This window comes from Streptosporangium subroseum, assembly GCF_900188345.1.
GTDB classification, from domain to species: domain Bacteria; phylum Actinomycetota; class Actinomycetes; order Streptosporangiales; family Streptosporangiaceae; genus Streptosporangium; species Streptosporangium subroseum.
In genome coordinates this window covers 62460-79684 of record NZ_FZOD01000003.1, presented here as the reverse complement: position 1 = coordinate 79684, position 17225 = coordinate 62460, and the positions used below count along the sequence as shown (strand labels likewise).

Sequence of the window (17225 nt, the reverse complement as noted above, 5' to 3'; positions counted from 1 at the left end):
GCGGGCTGCGAGGCGCGCTCGATCGGGTGCGTCGGGTGGTCCGCGGTCGCCGGGAAGACCTCCGGCGACCCGGTCGCCCGCTACCAGGTGACCGGGATGCGGGTGAACCCCCCGGTGAGGGACGCCTCGCGCTCCACCAGCTCTTCGACGGGGACGGCGAGGGCCAGGGTGGGAAAGCGGCGGAACAGGGTGGTGAACACCGACCGTAGTTCCACCCTGGCCAGACTCGCCCCGATGCAGTATCTGGCCGCGTAACCGAACGAGAGCTGCTGTTCGCCGATCCGGCGGCCGATGTCGAAACGGTCGGGCTCGGGGAAGATCCGCTCGTCGCGGTTGGCCGACATCGTGACGATGATCACCGCCTCGCCGCGCCTGATCGTCACACCGCCGATGATCACGTCCTCGTGGGCGTATCGGGGCAGACCGTGGTTGCCCGGCGCGGCCATCCGCAGGATCTCCTCCACCGCCGCGTCCGTCAGCGAAGGATCGGCGATCAGGGCGTCGCGCTGCGAGGGGTTGGAGAGCATCAGCAGCACGCCGTAGTCGATCCGGTTGACCGTCGTCTCGTGGCCGGCGAACAGAAGCCCCGCGGCGAGTGAGGCGATCTCGTCGTCGGACGCGTCCATGGTGGCCATGTCGGAGAACACGTCGTCGGCCGGGTTGGCCCGCTTGCCGGCCAGGATCTCGCGGGTGTAGCCGGTCAGCTCGGCCTTCGCAGCCCCGGCCCGCTCCCGATCGGCCAGGTCCGTCATCGCGTCGGCCAGTTTCCTGAAGTACGCGCGGTCGTCGTACGGCACGCCGAGCAGCTCGCAGATCACCAGCACGGGCAGCGGCAGGGAGAACGCCTCCCGCAGGTCCACCGGGGGCGGCTGCTCGGCCATGCGGTCGAGCAGGCCGTCGACGAGCTCCTGGACGTGCGGCCCGAGGGCACTCATCCGGCGGGCGGAGAAGGCGGGGACGAGCATCCGGCGCATCCGCTCGTGCTCGGCCTTCTCGGTCTCGACGTCGCCGCGCGGGCCGCCGATCAGCACCGAGTCGGAGATTCGCGGGGCCCGGTCCGGATCGGGGGCCGAGCGGCCGAGGCGCGGGTCGGCGAAGGCCTGCCTGGCCTCCTCGTAGCCGGAGACCAGCCAGGCGAAGTCACCCGCCTGGGTGCGGACCCGGGTCACCGGCGGTGGTCCGCAGCGTGCGGTACATCTCCGGCACGTCGAGCGGATTGCTCCGCTCGAAGGGCAGTCTCGGCAGGTCGGCTGGGTCACTCTGATCGGTGCTGTGATCGGCGATGCGGTCGTCCATGGCCGGGGACACCTCCTGAGGTTCGACGTCAAGGGCACTCTCGAACGTGCCACCCGCGGGCGTGTTCGGCAAGTGACAGGCCGCGGGCCCGTCCCCGCGGTGCGGTGCCGAGGCGTGCGTACGGCCCGGCGGCGAGGCGCGGAGGCGTGCGCACGGGCCCGGCGCGTGTGCGCGCGTTTGTTCTCACGGTGCGGCGCGGAGGCATGCGCACGGGCCGGCTCGTGCCCGAAATCATTCGTGGTCTTGACTATCCCGTGGGATTAGTGATTACACTCCGAAGCCATGTGGATTCGGAGCGAGACGCCGTCGCCCTGGCCGCTTGCCGGATACGCCGGGCCCGGATCCCCTGTCCGGGCGCGGTCGTGGCAGGCGGGCCGGTGCGCCGGGCGCCCCGCCCCTCAAAGTGGGTTCCTCTACTCTGCGTGGCCGTTTCATAACGTTCCGCATGTCAGTGCTTCCAGAAGGGCAGATCGTCCCTGTCGCAGATCCCGAGATGCTCACGATCGGCCGACCACTTCTCACCCACCGCATTCGACCAGGGGGAACCACTGATGGGACGCGTAATGCTGGCAGCTCCGCGTGGATACTGCGCGGGCGTCGAACGGGCCATCGTCACCGTGGAGGAGGCGCTGCGGCGGTACGGCCCGCCGGTGTACGTCCGCAAGCAGATCGTGCACAACACCTTCGTGGTGGGAGACCTCACCCGGCGCGGCGCGGTGTTCGTCGACGAGCTCGACGAGGTGCCCGACGACGCGCTGGTCATCTTCTCCGCCCACGGCGTCTCCCCGGCGGTCAAGGAGCAGGCCCGGGAGCGCGGCCTGCGGACCATCGACGCGACCTGCCCGCTGGTCACCAAGGTCCACAAGGAGGCCGTACGGTTCGCCGAGGTGGGCTACGAGATCGTCCTCATCGGCCACGCCGATCACGAGGAGGTGGAGGGCACCCTGGGTGAGGCTCCCGATCACATGCACGTCGTCGATCCCGCCCACCCCGACGACCTCCACCTGCCGGACGACACGCCGGTGAGCTGGCTCTCCCAGACCACCCTGTCGGTCGACGAGACCATGACCGCCGTCAGGCGGCTCCGCGAGCGCTTTCCCGGCCTGGTCGATCCGCCGAGTGACGACATCTGCTACGCCAGCCAGAACCGGCAGGAAGCCGTGGCCAGGATCGCCCCGCACTGCGATCTTGTCGTCGTGGTCGGGTCCTCCAACTCCTCCAACTCCCAGCGGCTGGTCGAGGTCGCCCTGGGGGCGGGCGCCCGCTCCTCCTACCTGGTGGACCGAGCCGCCGACGCCGACGAACACTGGCTCGACGGCGTGGAGACGGTCGGCGTCAGCTCCGGGGCCTCCGTCCCCGACCACCTGGTCGGGGAACTGCTGGACTGGCTCGCCGCCCGCGGCTACTCCGACACGGAGTCGGTGACGCTGGCGGAGGAGACCCTGACGTTCTCCCTGCCCCACGAGCTCCGGTAGCGGCACCGGTGGCCTGCCGAGAGGCCACCGGGCTCGCCCGGCTCATCCGGAGAGAGCCCGCCGAGAGGCCACCGGGGCTCGCCCGGCTCACCCGGAGAGATCGTCGTGACCGAGTCGTCCGTCTCGCGTGATCAGGGGCGATCGGACCTCGGCGCGGATGGCGTGCGCGATCCGGCGACGACCAGACAAAGAGACGACCAGACAGAGAAGGGCGGAACGTGAAACAACCCTTTGAGCTCCCCGACTTCTACCTGCCGTATCCGGCCAGGCTGAACCCCAACCTGGAGACCGCGCGCGAGCACACCAGGGCCTGGGCCCACGACATGGGCATGCTCGACCCCGATCTCGGCGTCTGGGACGAGCGGAAGCTCGAGGCCATGGACTACGGCCTGCTGTGCGCCTACACCCACCCCGACGCGGACGCCCCCGAACTCGATCTGATCACCGACTGGTACGTGTGGGTGTTCTTCTTCGACGACCATTTCCTGGAGATCTTCAAACGGAGCGGCGACCTGGCCGGAAGCAAGAAATACCTCGACAGGCTGGCCGCGTTCATGCCGGTGCACCCCACCGGGTCTCCCGGAGAACCGGAGAATCCGGTGGAGCGCGGCCTGGCGGACCTGTGGGCCCGCACGATCCCGGCGATGTCGGAGGCCTGGCGGATCCGGTTCGTCGAGAGCACCAAGAACCTCCTCAACGAATCCCTGTGGGAGCTCGCCAACATCAACGAGGGCCGGGTCTCCAATCCGATCGAATACATCGAGATGCGGCGCAAGGTCGGCGGAGCCCCCTGGTCCGCCAACCTGATCGAACACGCCGCCGGCGCCGAGGTGCCCGCCCCCATCGCCGGCACCCGGCCGATGCGCGTGCTGAGGGACACCTTCTCCGACGCGGTGCACCTGCGTAACGACCTCTTCTCCTACCAGCGGGAGGTCGAGGACGAAGGCGAGCTCAGCAACGGCGTGCTGGTCTTCGAGCGCTTCCTCGGCTACGACACCCAGCAGGCCGCCGACGCCGTCAACGACCTGATCACCTCCCGGCTGCACCAGTTCGAGAACACCGCCCTCACCGAGCTGCCCATGCTCTTCGAGGAGTACGGCCTGGACCTGAAGGCCCGCCTGGACGTCTTCGCGTACGTCAAGGGACTCCAGGACTGGCAGTCGGGCGGCCACGAGTGGCACATGCGCTCCAGCCGTTACATGAACGGCGGCGCCGAGGCCTCCCCGTCTCCGTGGAACGTTCCCGGCCTCGGCGGTCCCACGGGGCTGGGCACCTCGGCGGCGCGCATCAGGCTGTCACCCGGCGTGACGGGCCCGGGGGGCGTCAGGAGCCACACTCACGTTCCGTACAGGCAGGTGGGGCCGGTGCCGCTGCCCGAGTTCCACATGCCGTTTCCCGCCCGGATGAACCCCCTCGTGGACACCGCACGGCGCAACACCGTGAAATGGGTGCGCGAGATGGGGATGTTCGAATCGCTGCCGGGCTTTCCCGGGCTGACCGTCTGGACCGAGCACAAGCTCGACACCTACGACTTCGCCATCTGCTCGGGGGCGCTCGATCCGGACGCGCCCGGTCCCCAGCTCGACCTGTCGACGTGCTGGCTCGCCTGGGGGACCTACGCCGACGACTACTTCCCGGTGGTCTTCGGGCCCCGCCGCGACATGATCGGCGCGAAGGTGTTCAACGGGCGGCTGCCGGCGTTCATGCCACTGGACCTCGGCGCCACCCCGGAACCGACGAACCCGATAGAACGCGGCCTGGCCGACCTGTGGCTCCGTACGGCGGCCCCCATGGGGATGTCGGCGCGGAGCCGGTTCAGACAGGCCGTCGAGGACATGACGGAGAGCTGGCTGTGGGAGCTCGCCAACCACATCCAGAACCGGGTTCCCGACCCGGTCGACTACATCGAGATGCGCCGCAGGACCTTCGGCTCGGACCTCACGATGAGCCTGTCCCGGCTGGCCCACGGTGATGCGGTCCCGCCCGAGATCTACCAGACGAGCACGATGCGCGCGCTGGACAACTCGGCCGCCGACTACGCCTGTCTGACCAACGACATCTTCTCCTACCAGAAGGAAATACAGTTCGAGGGCGAGCTCCACAACTGCGTCCTGGTCGTCCAGAGCTTCCTGGACTGTGACCTGCGGCAGGCCGTCGACATCGTCAACGACCTGATGACGGCTCGGATCCGCCAGTTCCAGCACATCGTCGCCACCGAGCTTCCTGTCCTCTTCGAGGATTTCAACCTGGACGGGAGCGTCCGGGACGTGCTGAACGGATACGTGGCGGAGCTCCAGGACTGGATGGCCGGCATCCTGCTGTGGCACAGGGAGTGCCGGCGCTACGACGAGGCCGAACTGAGTTATCCGCTCACGGTGGCGCGACCGGTCGGCGGCCCCACCGGGCTGGGGACCGCGGCCGCGCACCTCGGATCGCTTCTCCGCACCGGAGCCTCCCCGCAGGGAGCGGCCGTGCCGGTGCTGCAGGGGGCGCCTCGCACCGTCTCGGCCGGAGCCCGGAATTAAAGGACCTGCGAATTGTCGGTGGGACAGGAGAGGATGACCTCATCATGGTTATCCTCCCGCCTCTTCCGTTCACTGCCACGACGTCCCCGAATGGCGACATCGTGGTCTTCTACGTCGGCCCCGAGCCCCGCATGACCCCTGAGCAGGCGCTCGCGTTCGCCGACCAGCTCCGTGACCTCGCGGCCGGCACGCCGCGTTTTGGCCTGACCGAGGCACCGGCAGGCGTGCATCAGATGTGTTGATCGTGAAGTCACCGGCCCTCGAACGCCCCGGGCGTCGAGGGCTTTCGCGTGTCATGGGGCGGCCGGAGGTCTCCGGCGGGCAGGACGCCGAGTCGCCGAGGCGGATGATCTCCAGGGGGCGCGAGGTCGATCCGCATATACTTCGAAGCTTGAGCAGTGCGCGAACGCCGGCCGGGGGTTGAGCCGGCTGCGGACGGGATGATGCCGTCCAGAATTTCGGCAAAAAGCAGGTGATGCCGTACGTCGTGAGGAGAATCTCCGGCGAAACAGCGGTTTCCCACCCCAGCACGTGCAGACGTTCGGGATGGAGGAAGGACGATGACGAGGTCCGTCGCCGACCTGAGGCGCCATTACCGCGGGCATGCCGGCCTGGTGTTGCTGCTGATGGCGTGGTGGGGGTTCGGCAACCTCTACGAGGCCGTGACGGTCATTCCGTGGCTGGCCACCCTGCCCCCCGGCTCGATGGCGGGGCAGTTGGAGATCGGCAGCCCGCTGTTCTACTTCCTCCCGGTCGTGACCTGCCTTCTTGCGCTCGTCTGGGTCCTGGTGATCCGCCTGATCAGGGGCGGCGCCGACGGGATCATGCCCGGCTCGGTGAGGTCGGTCCGGGGAGCCGCGATGCTGGTCACCCTGGCCGTGATCACCACGGCGATCCTGGTCACCACCGTCAACCCGGCCTTCCACGACCCCACCGCGACCATCGACGCCATCCGCGCGACCCTGGTGATCTGGGAGGTCGGCAACGCGCTGCGGATGACGCTCCTCGCCAGCGCCGCCGTGTTCCTGCTGGGCTGGCGGGTCAGGCTGGCCGACGTCGTGCCGGTCCAGGCCGGATCCCTGCAGATCGGAGACGGCGGCCGATAGACCGGCCGTTCCCGAGCTTCCGGCTGCCCCGCGCGGATGGGCCCGCCGCCTTGCCACCGCTCATGAGCGGATGGGCTCGCCGCCTTGCCACCGCCCATGAGCGGATGGGCTCGCCGCCTCCCCGCCGCCCATGAGCGGATGGGCCCGCCGCCTCCCCCCGCCCATGAACTGCTTGTGACCGGTCAGGGGCGGCCCCGGGCCGCCGGTTCGCCAGGGGTCAGAACAACCCGTTCACCGGCGGTTCGGTGCCGTTGAGCCGGTAGGCGCCGACCACTCCCGCCTTCCAGTAGCGCGGATTGTGGTTGGCCACCGTGCGTGCGTTGCGCCAGTGCCGGTCGAGATTGTGGCTACGCGCGACCGCCGAGCCACCGCCGACGTCGAAGAGCAACTCGGCCGCCTTCAGGGCGGATTCGACGGCGAAGAACTGCGCCTGGGCGACCTCCACGGACGCCGCCGTCAGCAGGTCGGCCCGTAGATCGGCCGCCCAGGCCCGGTCGATCGCGGTCGCCGCGCGCAGGACCGCGGCCTCGGCGGCGTAGACCCTCGCGGAGATCTCCCCCACCGCGTGCTGGACGTACGGGTCGTCCACGGAGCGCTCCGCGCTGCTGTGCGCGATGGGCCTGGCGTGCTCGCGGGTGAAGGCCACCGCGTCGGCGAGCGCGTTTCCGGCGATGCCGACCTCGACGGCGGCGAGGTACAGCTGCAGGAAGGGGGTGACGGGGGAGCGTCCCGTCCGGCCGTCGTGCTTGCCGATCTCGTCCGCGTACACGGTGACGTCGTCGAGGTCCGTCGTGCCGCTGGCGGTCAGCCGCTGTCCGATGCCGTCGAAGTCGTCGATGAGCCGCAGTCCCTCCCGGTCGCGCGGCAGCGTGAAGAACACCTTCTCTCCGTCGTCGTCCACCGCGGCGGAACCGATCCAGTCGGCGTACAGCGCGCCCGTGCTGTAGTACTTGCTGCCGTTGACCTTGAAGTGGTCTCCGTGCTGGGTGATCCGCGAGCGGACGGCTCCGTTGGGCCCGCCGATCTCCCAGCCCGCATTGCCGAAGACGTCGCCGGCCAGGAAGCGTGGATACCACTTCTCGCGATCGGCCTCCGAACCGGCCAGTAGGGCCTCGACGCGCCCGAAGCTGGAGCGGACCGCCTGGGCGACGTTCGAGTCGGCCGTGGCCAGATCGATGATGAAGCGGAACACCTCCTGGACCGACGAGCCGGCCCCGCCGTACTCGCCGGGAATCCTGAAGGTGAACAGGCCCGCTGCCGCGATCTCGCGGATCTGGGACCGCGGCAGCTCCCGCAGGCGCTCGCGTTCCGCGGCGCCCTCGGCGATCTCGGGCAGGATCTCGGCGGCACGCCCGTAGAGGCCGGCCAGGATCGGGTTCCGTGTGCTCACCGGGCGGAGGCCGAGGCGAACGGGATGGAGGCCGGTTCGTCGGCGACCTGCGACGCCTGCGGGTGCTGCCAGAGCCCACGGCCGCGCAGGATCGGCAGGACGCCCTCGCCGAACCAGTACGCCTCCTCGACGTGCGGGTGACCGGAGAGGATGAACTCGGTGATGCCCAGGCGGTGATACTCCTCGATGAGGTCGGCGACCTCGGTGTGGCTGCCCACGAGCGCGGTGCCCGCCCCTCCCCGGACCAGGCCGACCCCCGCCCAGAGGTTGGGGTAGATCTCCAGCTTGTCGCGGCTGCCGCCGTGCAGGGCGAGCATCCGCTTCTGGCCCTCCGACTCGCTGCGGGCGAGACCGGCCTGCACGTTCTCGAGGGTGGCCGCGTCGATGCCGTCGAGGAGCCTGCCGGCCTGGGCCCACGCCTGCTCGCTGGTGTCCCTGGTGATCACGTGCAGCCGGATGCCCTGCCTGAGGGTACGGCCCTCGGCCGCGGCCAGCTCGTTCACCCAGGCGATCTTCTTGGCGACCGCGGCGGGAGGCTCGCCCCAGGTGAGGTAGGCGTCGACGTGGCGGGCCGCGACCCCGCCCGCGGCGGCGGAGGAGCCGCCGAAGTAGACGTCGGGCACCGGGTCGGGCAGGCGATTCAGCCGCGCGCCCTCGACCCGCAGGTGCTCGCCCTCGAAGTCGACCGTCTCGCCCCGCCACAGGGCCCGGACGATGTGCAGGAACTCGTCGGCTCGCGCGTACCGGGCGTCCTTCTCCAGGAAGTCGCCGTACGCGCGCTGCTCGTGGCTCTCCCCGCCGGTGACGACGTTGAGCAGCAGCCGCCCCTCGGAGTGCCGCTGGAAGGTGGCGGCCATCTGGGCCGCGAGGGTCGGGGTGACGAATCCCGGCCGGAACGCGACGAGGAACTTCAGCCGCTCGGTGCTCGCGGCGAGCATCGCGGTTGTCAGCCAGGCGTCCTCGCACCAGGCGCCGGTGGGGGTCAGCGCGCCGACGAAGCCGAGCTGCTCGGCGGTCTGCACGATCTGGCGCAGGTAGGACAGGGTGGCGGGACGGGCGCCGCCGGCCGATCCCGCGGGCAGCCCGTGACCGCCGCCGACGATGTCGCGGCTGTCGCCGTACGTGGGCAGGAACCAGTGGAACGTCAGAGTCATCGCGATTTCCCTTTAGAGGAGGCCGTGCCGGGGCGGCAGCTGGCCGTTGAGGACGTACCGCCCGATGTGCTGGATCTTCCAGCGGGCCGGATCGTGCAGGGTGTGGGTGCGGGCGTTGCGCCAGTACCGGTTCAGGTTGAGCTCCTCCAGGCTGGAACGGGTGCCGCCCAGCTCGAAGATGGCGTTGCCCAGCTCGACCGCTACCGGGTCGACGTACGCCTTCGCGGTGGCCACCGCGATCGAGGCGGCGCCGGCCGAGGTGTCGGTCAGGTCCGCGCGGGCCGCGTCGATCGCCCTGCCCGCCGCGTCCAGCAGCGCCTCGGCGGCGCGGACCTTGACGGCGAGCTCGCCGACCCGCTGGATGACCAGGGGATCGTCGGCGGCGTTCGCCAGGCCGCTCTCGAACCAGGGCCTGGCCTTGGTCCGCACGAACTCGGCGGCCTCCTCCAGCGCGCCGCCGGCGATGCCCACGTCGATCGCGGCGTGCAGCAGCTGCGCGAGCGCCCCGTGCAGCTGCGGCCCGGTGAAGGTCAGGTGGTGGGGCACCACCTGAGAGGCGGGCACGGGCACGTCGTCAAGGCGTACGGTGCCGCTGGCCGTGGTGCGCTGCCCCATGCCGGCCCAGTCGTCGATCACGGTCAGCCCGGGGGCGTCGCGCGGCACGTAGGCGACGTGCAGGGTGTCGTCCTGGTGCCGGGCCAGGACCGGGATCCAGTCCGCGAACAGCGCGCCAGTGCTGTACTGCTTGGTCCCGCGCAGCACAAAATCGCCGTCCGCGGAGGGGACCAGCCGGGTCCGGTAGTCCTGGACGTGTTTCGTGCCGGTCTCCGACTGGGCGTTGCCGAACCTCTTGCCCGCCAGCACCTCGCCGAGGAAGAACTTCCGCTGCTCCGCGGTGCCCTGCTGGAGGAGCACGTTGACGTAGACGATGTGGCTCTGCGGGATCTGCGCGATGTTCGGATCGGCGGCGGCCAGCAGCCGGAACACCTCCGCGACGGTCCGCGCGCCGACCTCGGCTCCGCCGTACTCACGCGGCACCGTGATCGCGAGCAGACCGCTGGCCGACAGCCGGTCCAGCTCCGGACCGGGCAGGCGGCGTTTCGCGTCGCGCTCGGCCGCCTCCACGGCGAACTCCGCCGCCAGGTCACGTGCCACAGCCAGTGCCTCGGCGTCGTCCGCGATCACGTGCGCCACCGGCCTGCCTGGAGCGGGTAGGGGCGCGCTGTCGATACTCATGGATGCCGTCCGTTTCTGCGTGTTACGTTACGGTTTACCGTAATCCCTGTAAAGCAGGTAGGCAATATGTGCTTTGTCTCACAATGTCATGACACATGTGACATTGCTCCCTTATGGTCGGTCGCCATGAGCCGAGGTACATGTCTGGTCCGGCGCCGCGTCGTGGATTTTCTCCGGGTGTCCAGCAGTCGCTGTTGACGCCCGGAATCCTCCGTGACGTCGCAGGCCCCCCGATATAAGGACCCCCATGTTCACCAGTTCCAAACCGCTGCTCGCAGCGGTACTGACCGCGTTCCTGGTGGCGCTGACCGCCTGCGGCTCGGACGACACGTCCGGCGGCATCGCCGCGGACGGCGCCGCAGGAGGCGGCGCTCCCAGGGCCGGCGGCACCCTGATCCTCGGTGAGAACGCCGATGAGCCGACCTGCCTCGACCCCCACCAGCTCAGCACCACCAACACCACGGTCCTCGACCGCCCGATCTTCGACTCCCTGATCTGGCAGGACGCCGCCGGCAAGCTACATCCCTGGCTGGCGGCGTCCTGGCAGGTCTCACCCGACGGCCTGACCTACACCTTCAAGCTCCGTGAAGGTGTGAAGTTCCACGACGGAGCGCCCTGGAACGCCGAAGGACTCAAGGCCAACCTCGAACACATGCGGGACCCGGCGACGAAGTCGCCGCTGGCGGCGTCTTACATCGCGCCGTACAAGGACAGCAAGGTGATCGACGAGAACACCCTTGAGGTCCACCTGTCCTCGCCGTACTCGCCCTTCCTGAACGTGCTCGCTCAGTCGTATCTCGCGATGATCTCGCCCAAGCAGATCAAGGAGGCGCCGCAGAGCACCTGCGAGCACCCGATCGGCTCGGGGCCGTTCATCTTCGACAAGTGGACCAAGGGACAGAGCATCACCTACCACAAGAATCCGGACTACAACTGGGGGCCGCCCGGAGCCAAGCACACCGGGGCGGCCTACCTGGACGGTCTGGAGGTCCGCTTTCTGGGTGAGGACGCCACCCGCTACAACGCCCTGCTGTCCGGTGAGGTGAACGTCATCGACAACACCCCGCCGTCCAACGTTCAGGACGTCAAGGCCAACCCCGACCTCGGTTTCACCACCGTCGACCGCCCCGGACACCCGTTCTCCATCTGGCGCAACACCGGCCGGGCACCTTTTGACGACGTCAAGGTGCGGCAGGCGCTGACTCTCGCCGTCGACCGCAAGGCGATCGTCGACAGCGTCTCGTTCGGACAGTGGAAGGTCGCGAGCGGCTTCGTCACGCCGTCCACGCCCGACTACGCGAGCAGCCTCGAAGGGAAGATCACCTACGATCCCGCCAGAGCCGGCCAGTTGCTCGACGAGGCGGGCTGGACGGCCAAGGGCGCCGACGGCATCCGCACCAAGGACGGCAAGCGGCTGACCGCGATCGCCCTCGACACCGGGGTCAACCCGCAGAACACACAGATCCTGGTGCAGACCCAGGCCGCCGCGGCCAAGGTCGGCATCGACATCCAGATCCAGAACGCCACCGCACAGGTCGCCTCGGACCGCACGGCCGCCGGCGACTTCGACATCTCGGTCGGCATCTGGACCACCAACACCGCCGACGTGCTGTGGATCCAGTATGCCTCGGACAACATCACCACCACCGAGCGGCGCGGCCAGAACACCACCCGGCTGTCCGACGGCAAGCTCGACCAGCTCCTCACCCAGGCGAGAGAGAGCACCGACGACAAGACCAGGGCGGACCTCTACACCCAGGCACAGGCGCGGCTGATCGAGCTCGCGCCGGCCATTCCGCTGTACAACCGGCCGAGCCTGGTGTCCTTCCAGAAGAAGGTCCAAGGCCTGGACTGGGACCACGCGTACGGCGCCGTCAACTTCTACGACACCTGGCTTGGCTGACATGACAAAACGCACGCAGATGACAACACGCACGATGACGACACGCGCGGCCGCCGCCGTACTCGGCGCGGCGATGGTGCTGGCCGGATGCGGCAGCGGCACCGGAACCGTATCCGCCGGCGGCACCACGCCCAGGGCCGGCGGCACCCTGATCCTCGGTGAGAACGGCCAGGAGCCGACCTGCCTCGACCCGCACGGCAACTCCAGCTCCGACGGCCCTGTGATCACCGTTCCCGTGTCGGACTCGCTGGTCTGGTTCGGCGCGGACGGCACGATCCAGCCGTGGCTGGCCGACAGCTGGAAGGTCTCTCCCGACGGCCTGACCTACACCTTCACGCTGCACCCGGGCGTGAAGTTCCACGACGGCGCGGTGTGGAACGCCGAGGCGCTCAAGACCAACTTCGAGCACATGCGTGATCCGGCGACGAAGTCGCCGCTGGCGGCGGCCTACATCGCGCCGTACAAGGACAGCAAGGTGATCGACGAGAACACCCTTGAGGTCCACCTGTCCTCGCCGTACTCGCCCTTCCTGAACATCCTCGCTCAGGGGTATCTCGGCATGATCTCGCCCAAGCAGATCAAGGAGGCGCCGCAGAGCATCTGCGAGCACCCGATCGGCTCGGGACCGTTCATCCTCGACAAGTGGACCAAGGGCCAGAGCGTCACGTACCACAAGAACCCCGACTACAACTGGGGTCCCAAGGGCGCCAAGCACACGGGACCCGCCTACCTGGACAAGCTGGAGATCCGCTTCCTCACCGAGGACGCCACCCGCTACAACGCGCTGGCCTCGGGCGAGGTGAACGCGATCGACTTCACCCCGCCGCAGAACGTCGAGGACGTGAAGGCCAATCCCGACCTCGGTTTCGTCAGCGCCCTGCGCCCCGGCCACCCGATGTCGTTCTGGCTGAACACCTCGCGCGCTCCCTTCGACGACGTGAAGGTACGGCAGGCGCTGCTGGCCTCGGTGGACCGCTCGGCGATCATCAAGGGAATCTCGTTCGGCCAGTACGAGGTGGCGCAAGGCTTTGTCACCCCGTCCACGCCGGACTACGCGAGCGGCCTCGAAGGCAAGATCGCCTACGACCCCGCGAAGGCCGGCAGGCTGCTCGACGAGGCCGGCTGGACGGCCAAGGACGCCGACGGCATCCGCACCAAGGACGGCAAGCGGCTGACCGCGTACTTCCCGATCGACCCGAGCTTCCCCGCCCAGCGGATGCAGATCGCCGTGCAGACTCAGGCGGCGGCCAGGAAGGCCGGTATCGACATCCAGATCCAGACCCCCTCCACCCAGGAGGTCAGCGACCGCTCCCTCGCCGGTGACTACGACCTGGCCTCGGGACTGTGGGCCACCAACACGGCCGACGTGCTGTGGATCCAGTACTCCTCCAAGAACATCACCACCGACAAGCGGCGCGGCCAGAACGTCGCCCGTCTGTCCGACGGCAAACTGGACGAGCTGCTCCAGACCGCCAGGGAGACCACCGACAAGGCCAAGCAGACCGACCTGTACAACCAGGTCCAGGCAAGGCTGATCGAACTGGCGCCGGCCATCCCGTTCTACAACGACCCGCGACCGGTGTCCTTCCAGAAGAAGGTCCACGATCTGACGTTGCCTCCGGCCTACCCGTCGCCGTACTTCTACGACACCTGGCTGGACGAATGAGGAACAAGATCCTGCGACTCGTCGGGGGACGTCTGATCGCCGGGGTCGGCGTGCTGTGGGGTGCGGCGACCCTGACGTTCCTGGTCCTCTACTTCACCCCCGGCGACCAGGCGCAGGCGATCGTCGGCGGGGAGAACGCGGCCCCGACCCCCGAGGTGATCGCCCAGGTCACCGCGGAGTACGGACTCGACCAGCCCTGGTACGCGCAGTACCTGTCCCATCTGGGGCGGATACTGCATGGCGACCTCGGCACGTCCTACCGGCTGCACACACCGGTGACCCAGGCGATCGGCGAGCAGGCGGGCGCGACCCTCGAACTGGCGCTGGCCGCGGCGGTCGTCGGACTCACGCTGTCGACGGTCGTCGCGCTGGCGACGGCCAAGCGCCGCCGCTGGATCCGCGGCATCGCCTCGGGCTCCGAGCTGGTGATCGCGTCGACGCCGTCGTTCTGGCTCGGGATCCTGCTGCTGACGGTCTTCTCCTTCGGGCTGCGCCTGTTCCCCGCCACCGGCAGCCACGGGCTGCAGTCGCTGGTACTGCCCGCACTGGCCCTGGCCCTGCCGATCGCGGGAGTGCTCGGTCACGTGCTGCGCGAGGCCCTCGAAGAGGTGCTCGACGAGCCGTTCATCGTCAGTGCCCGCACCCGCGGGCTCGCCGACCTGACGGTCCGGTTGCGGCACGCCCTCAGACACGCACTGGTGCCGCTGATCACCATGACCGGTTACTGGGTCGGGGCCCTGCTCGGCGGCGCGGTCATCACCGAGACGCTGTTCACGCGGCAGGGCATCGGCCGGCTGCTGCTGAGCGCCGTCAACGCCAAGGACCTGCCGGTCGTGCTCGGCGTCGTGCTCCTGTCGGCCGGGATCTACGTGCTGTTGAACCTCGTGGTCGACCTGCTCTACCTGGTCATCGATCCTCGGCTGCGCGACGCGCCCGCGACGGCACGCCCGGCTGTGGGGGGTGCCTCATGACGGTCGTGACTCCGGCAAACCCGGCGCCTCCGGTATCCGCCCGGCGCCTCAGATTTCGCCCTGGCATCAGACCCGGTGTGTATCTCGCCGCGCTGGTCCTCTTCCTGCTGGTGCTCGCCACCGTGGCGCCGCACCTGTTCACGGGGCAGGATCCGCTCGCCGTGGACAGCGCGCAGACCCTCAGACCGCCAAGCGCGGAACACCTGCTCGGCACCGACGAGAACGGCAGGGACGTGTTCAGCCGGATCGTCTTCGGCACCAGGACCTCGCTGCTGCTCGGCTTCGGCGCGATCGCGATCGCGCTGGCCGGCGGCGGGCTGCTGGGCGTCGCGGCGGGGCTGGGCAACCGGTTCGTCGAGAACCTGATCATGCGGTTCTCGGACATCGGGCTCGCCTTCCCCGAGCTGCTGCTGGCCCTGGTGGTGATCACCGTCGCGGGGAGCGGCACGTCGAACGCGCTGATCGCGATCGGTGTCGCCAACATCCCGAACTACGCCAGGGTGGTGCGCGCGCAGACCCTTCTCATCCGCCGGTCGAGCTATGTCGAGGCGGCCCACGCGCTCGGGCTCTCCGTACCCAGGGTGGTGCTGCGGCACGTGCTGCCGAACGCGGTCAAACCGGTGCTGATCCTGGCCACCATCGGCGTCGGCTCCGCGCTGGTGGCCGGTTCGGCACTCAGCTTCCTCGGTCTCGGCACCCCGCCGCCGGAGCCCGAGTGGGGATCGATGCTCTCAACCGCGCGGGACTTCATCTCGCGCGCCTGGTGGTACGGCCTGTTTCCCGGAGTGGCCATCACGCTGACGGTGATCAGTGTGACCGTCGTCGGCCGGGCGCTCAGACTCCGATCAGAGGGGAGGACCTGGTGACGGTGCTGCGGGTGGAGAACCTGCGGGTCGAGTTCGGCGGTTCACCGGTCGTGGACGGCATCTCCTTCGAGGTCCAGCGCGGTGAGTGCCTGGCCCTGGTCGGGGAGTCGGGTTCCGGCAAGAGCGTGACCGCGCGGACCCTCGTCGGGCTCACCGGCGAGGGCTCCCGGGTCGGCGCGGACGAGCTGACCTTCGCGGGCCAGGACCTGACCAGACTGCGCGAGCGCGACTGGCGGGGAATCCGCGGCGGCAGGATCGGCTTCGTGCTCCAGGACGCCCTGGTCTCCCTCGATCCGCTGCGCAAGGTCGGAAAGGAGATCGCCGAGGTCCTGGCCGCGCACACCCGGCTCTCCGGTACGGAGCGCAGGGACAGGGTGGTCGAACTGCTGGCCGCCGTCGGCGTGCCCGAGCCCGAACTGCGTGCCCGGCAGCTGCCGCACGAGCTGTCCGGCGGGCTCAGGCAGCGGGCGCTGATCGCGACCGCCATCGCCGCCGAGCCCGAACTGATCATCGCGGACGAGCCGACCACCGCCCTGGACGTGACGATCCAGGCGCAGGTGATCGGCCTGCTGGCGGGGCTCAAGAACCAGGACAGGTCACTGCTGATCATCAGCCACGACCTGGCCGTGGTGGCCAGGCTCGCCGACAGGGTCGCGGTGATGAAGGACGGCCGCATCGTGGAGCACGGGCCCACCCACCGGGTGCTGGCGCGGCCGGAGCACGAGTACACCAGACAGCTGCTGGCGGCGATCCCCGCCGAGCACACCAAGGGCACCCGGCTCTCCGGGTCTACCGGGTCCGCCGGGCTCGCCGGGTCCGCCGGCGGATCCACGCCCCCGGTTCGCCGTGCGGCGGGTGACGTCGTGGTCCGCGCCGAGGGCATCGGCAAGTCCTTCCGTGGTCCCGACGGCAAGGACCGCGCCGCCGTACAGGAGGTGTCCTTCTCCCTGCGGGCCGCCGAGACCGTGGGCATCGTGGGCGAGTCGGGATCGGGCAAGACCACGACCGCGAGGATCACGCTCGGGCTGACCGAGCCGGACAGCGGGTCGGTCGAGGTGCACGGCCAGGGCTGGGCGGGGCTCGGCTCCGCGGCCCGCAGGGCACTGCGCAGGGACATCCAGGTCGTCTACCAGGACACCCTGGCCGCCTTCGACCCCCGCTACACCGTGGCGAAGGTGCTCGGCGAGGCCCTCGAGGTGTCCGGGGTGCCCCGCAAACGGCGACGGGAACGCGCGGTGGAGCTGCTCGAACTGGTCGGACTCGGCGTGCAGCACCTGGAGCGGCGTCCGTTGCAGCTGTCGGGCGGCCAGCGCCAGCGCGTCGCCATCGCCCGGGCCCTGGCGCCCGAGCCGGCGGTGATCGTCTGCGACGAGCCGGTGTCCGCGCTGGACGTCTCCGTGCAGGCCCAGGTGCTCGACCTGCTGGAGGACGTGCAGCGGGAGACGGGGGTCGCGTACCTCTTCATCTCCCACGACCTCGGCGTGATCTACCACGCCTGCGATCGCGTCCTGGTGATGAAGGACGGCCGGGTGGTCGAGGAAGGCACCGTGGAGAAGGTCTTCCGCACACCCGAGCATCCGTACACGCAGGAGCTCATCGCGGCCATTCCCAAGCTGACGGCGGCGTGAGGAGTCGAC

The 17225-nt window shown here is 69.5% G+C and carries 14 protein-coding genes; 9 read left to right on the top strand and 5 right to left on the bottom strand.

Going from position 1 to position 17225, the window contains the following annotated elements; all coding sequences use genetic code 11:
• Window positions 1–80: 80 nt before the first annotated feature.
• Window positions 81–1169 carry a cytochrome P450 gene (locus CHC08_RS04065; protein ID WP_245878109.1) on the bottom strand — a complete coding sequence of 363 codons (1089 nt, stop codon included), beginning with the start codon at window positions 1167–1169 and terminating at the stop codon, window positions 81–83.
• Window positions 1141–1296: a hypothetical protein gene (locus CHC08_RS51195; protein ID WP_245878108.1), complete on the bottom strand. Its 156-nt coding sequence runs from the start codon at window positions 1294–1296 to the stop codon at window positions 1141–1143. Before CHC08_RS51195 ends, CHC08_RS04065 begins: the two co-directional genes overlap by 29 nt.
• A 551-nt stretch (window positions 1297–1847) precedes the next feature.
• On the opposite strand from CHC08_RS51195, the gene CHC08_RS04060 reads away from it, so the two are divergent.
• The 4 genes from CHC08_RS04060 to CHC08_RS04045 all read left to right on the top strand — a co-directional run bounded on the left by CHC08_RS04060 (window position 1848) and on the right by CHC08_RS04045 (window position 6402).
• A complete protein-coding gene (locus tag CHC08_RS04060; protein WP_089205795.1) occupies window positions 1848–2771 on the top strand; it encodes a 4-hydroxy-3-methylbut-2-enyl diphosphate reductase in 924 nt (307 codons plus the stop codon).
• A 218-nt stretch (window positions 2772–2989) separates the two neighbouring features.
• On the top strand, window positions 2990–5296 hold the full coding sequence (locus CHC08_RS04055; protein ID WP_179281872.1) for a family 2 encapsulin nanocompartment cargo protein terpene cyclase: 2307 nt from the start codon (window positions 2990–2992) through the stop codon (window positions 5294–5296).
• A gap of 44 nt (window positions 5297–5340) precedes the next feature.
• Complete coding sequence (locus CHC08_RS04050; protein WP_089205794.1) at window positions 5341–5538, top strand: hypothetical protein; 198 nt, start codon at window positions 5341–5343, stop codon at window positions 5536–5538.
• Window positions 5539–5856: 318 nt separating this feature from the next.
• The gene (locus CHC08_RS04045) at window positions 5857–6402 is read left to right on the top strand and encodes a hypothetical protein (protein WP_089205793.1); all 546 of its coding nucleotides are present in this window, start codon (window positions 5857–5859) and stop codon (window positions 6400–6402) included.
• A gap of 217 nt (window positions 6403–6619) precedes the next feature.
• On the opposite strand, the gene CHC08_RS04040 is transcribed toward CHC08_RS04045, so the two are convergent.
• Genes CHC08_RS04040 through CHC08_RS04030 form a run of 3 tightly spaced genes read right to left on the bottom strand, consistent with a single transcriptional unit; the run spans window position 6620 to window position 10182 of the window.
• Window positions 6620–7792 (bottom strand): acyl-CoA dehydrogenase family protein, encoded by a 1173-nt coding sequence (locus CHC08_RS04040; RefSeq protein WP_089205792.1) that lies wholly within the window; start codon window positions 7790–7792, stop codon window positions 6620–6622.
• Window positions 7789–8946: an LLM class flavin-dependent oxidoreductase gene (locus CHC08_RS04035; protein WP_089205791.1), complete on the bottom strand. Its 1158-nt coding sequence runs from the start codon at window positions 8944–8946 to the stop codon at window positions 7789–7791. Before CHC08_RS04035 ends, CHC08_RS04040 begins: the two co-directional genes overlap by 4 nt.
• Window positions 8947–8958: 12 nt before the next feature.
• The gene (locus CHC08_RS04030) at window positions 8959–10182 is read right to left on the bottom strand and encodes an SfnB family sulfur acquisition oxidoreductase (protein WP_089205790.1); all 1224 of its coding nucleotides are present in this window, start codon (window positions 10180–10182) and stop codon (window positions 8959–8961) included.
• Window positions 10183–10429: 247 nt separating this feature from the next.
• On the opposite strand from CHC08_RS04030, the gene CHC08_RS04025 reads away from it, so the two are divergent.
• The 5 genes from CHC08_RS04025 to CHC08_RS04005 all read left to right on the top strand — a co-directional run bounded on the left by CHC08_RS04025 (window position 10430) and on the right by CHC08_RS04005 (window position 17216).
• Entirely contained in the window at window positions 10430–12085 is a 1656-nt protein-coding gene (locus CHC08_RS04025; protein ID WP_089205789.1) for an ABC transporter substrate-binding protein, read from the top strand.
• A 34-nt stretch (window positions 12086–12119) separates the two neighbouring features.
• Window positions 12120–13751 carry an ABC transporter substrate-binding protein gene (locus CHC08_RS04020; RefSeq protein WP_179281871.1) on the top strand — a complete coding sequence of 544 codons (1632 nt, stop codon included), beginning with the start codon at window positions 12120–12122 and terminating at the stop codon, window positions 13749–13751.
• Window positions 13748–14722, top strand: a complete 975-nt coding sequence (locus CHC08_RS04015) for an ABC transporter permease (RefSeq protein WP_089205787.1) — start codon at window positions 13748–13750, stop codon at window positions 14720–14722. Before CHC08_RS04020 ends, CHC08_RS04015 begins: the two co-directional genes overlap by 4 nt.
• A gap of 77 nt (window positions 14723–14799) precedes the next feature.
• Entirely contained in the window at window positions 14800–15588 is a 789-nt protein-coding gene (locus CHC08_RS04010) for an ABC transporter permease (RefSeq protein WP_245878107.1), read from the top strand.
• Window positions 15585–17216 (top strand): dipeptide ABC transporter ATP-binding protein, encoded by a 1632-nt coding sequence (locus CHC08_RS04005; protein ID WP_245878106.1) that lies wholly within the window; start codon window positions 15585–15587, stop codon window positions 17214–17216. Before CHC08_RS04010 ends, CHC08_RS04005 begins: the two co-directional genes overlap by 4 nt.
• Window positions 17217–17225: the final 9 nt, after the last annotated feature.

Bases quoted from the DNA above. Each gene is read 5' to 3' on its own strand.
- CHC08_RS04050 (WP_089205794.1), top strand. From the start codon at position 5,341: ATGGTTATCCTCCCGCCTCTTCCGTTCACTGCCACGACGTCCCCGAAT.
- CHC08_RS04030 (WP_089205790.1), bottom strand. From the start codon at position 10,182: ATGAGTATCGACAGCGCGCCCCTACCCGCTCCAGGCAGGCCGGTGGCG.
- CHC08_RS51195 (WP_245878108.1), bottom strand. From the start codon at position 1,296: ATGGACGACCGCATCGCCGATCACAGCACCGATCAGAGTGACCCAGCC.
- CHC08_RS04045 (WP_089205793.1), top strand. From the start codon at position 5,857: ATGACGAGGTCCGTCGCCGACCTGAGGCGCCATTACCGCGGGCATGCC.
- CHC08_RS04035 (WP_089205791.1), bottom strand. From the start codon at position 8,946: ATGACTCTGACGTTCCACTGGTTCCTGCCCACGTACGGCGACAGCCGC.
- CHC08_RS04060 (WP_089205795.1), top strand. From the start codon at position 1,848: ATGGGACGCGTAATGCTGGCAGCTCCGCGTGGATACTGCGCGGGCGTC.
- CHC08_RS04025 (WP_089205789.1), top strand. From the start codon at position 10,430: ATGTTCACCAGTTCCAAACCGCTGCTCGCAGCGGTACTGACCGCGTTC.
- CHC08_RS04015 (WP_089205787.1), top strand. From the start codon at position 13,748: ATGAGGAACAAGATCCTGCGACTCGTCGGGGGACGTCTGATCGCCGGG.
- CHC08_RS04020 (WP_179281871.1), top strand. From the start codon at position 12,120: ATGACGACACGCGCGGCCGCCGCCGTACTCGGCGCGGCGATGGTGCTG.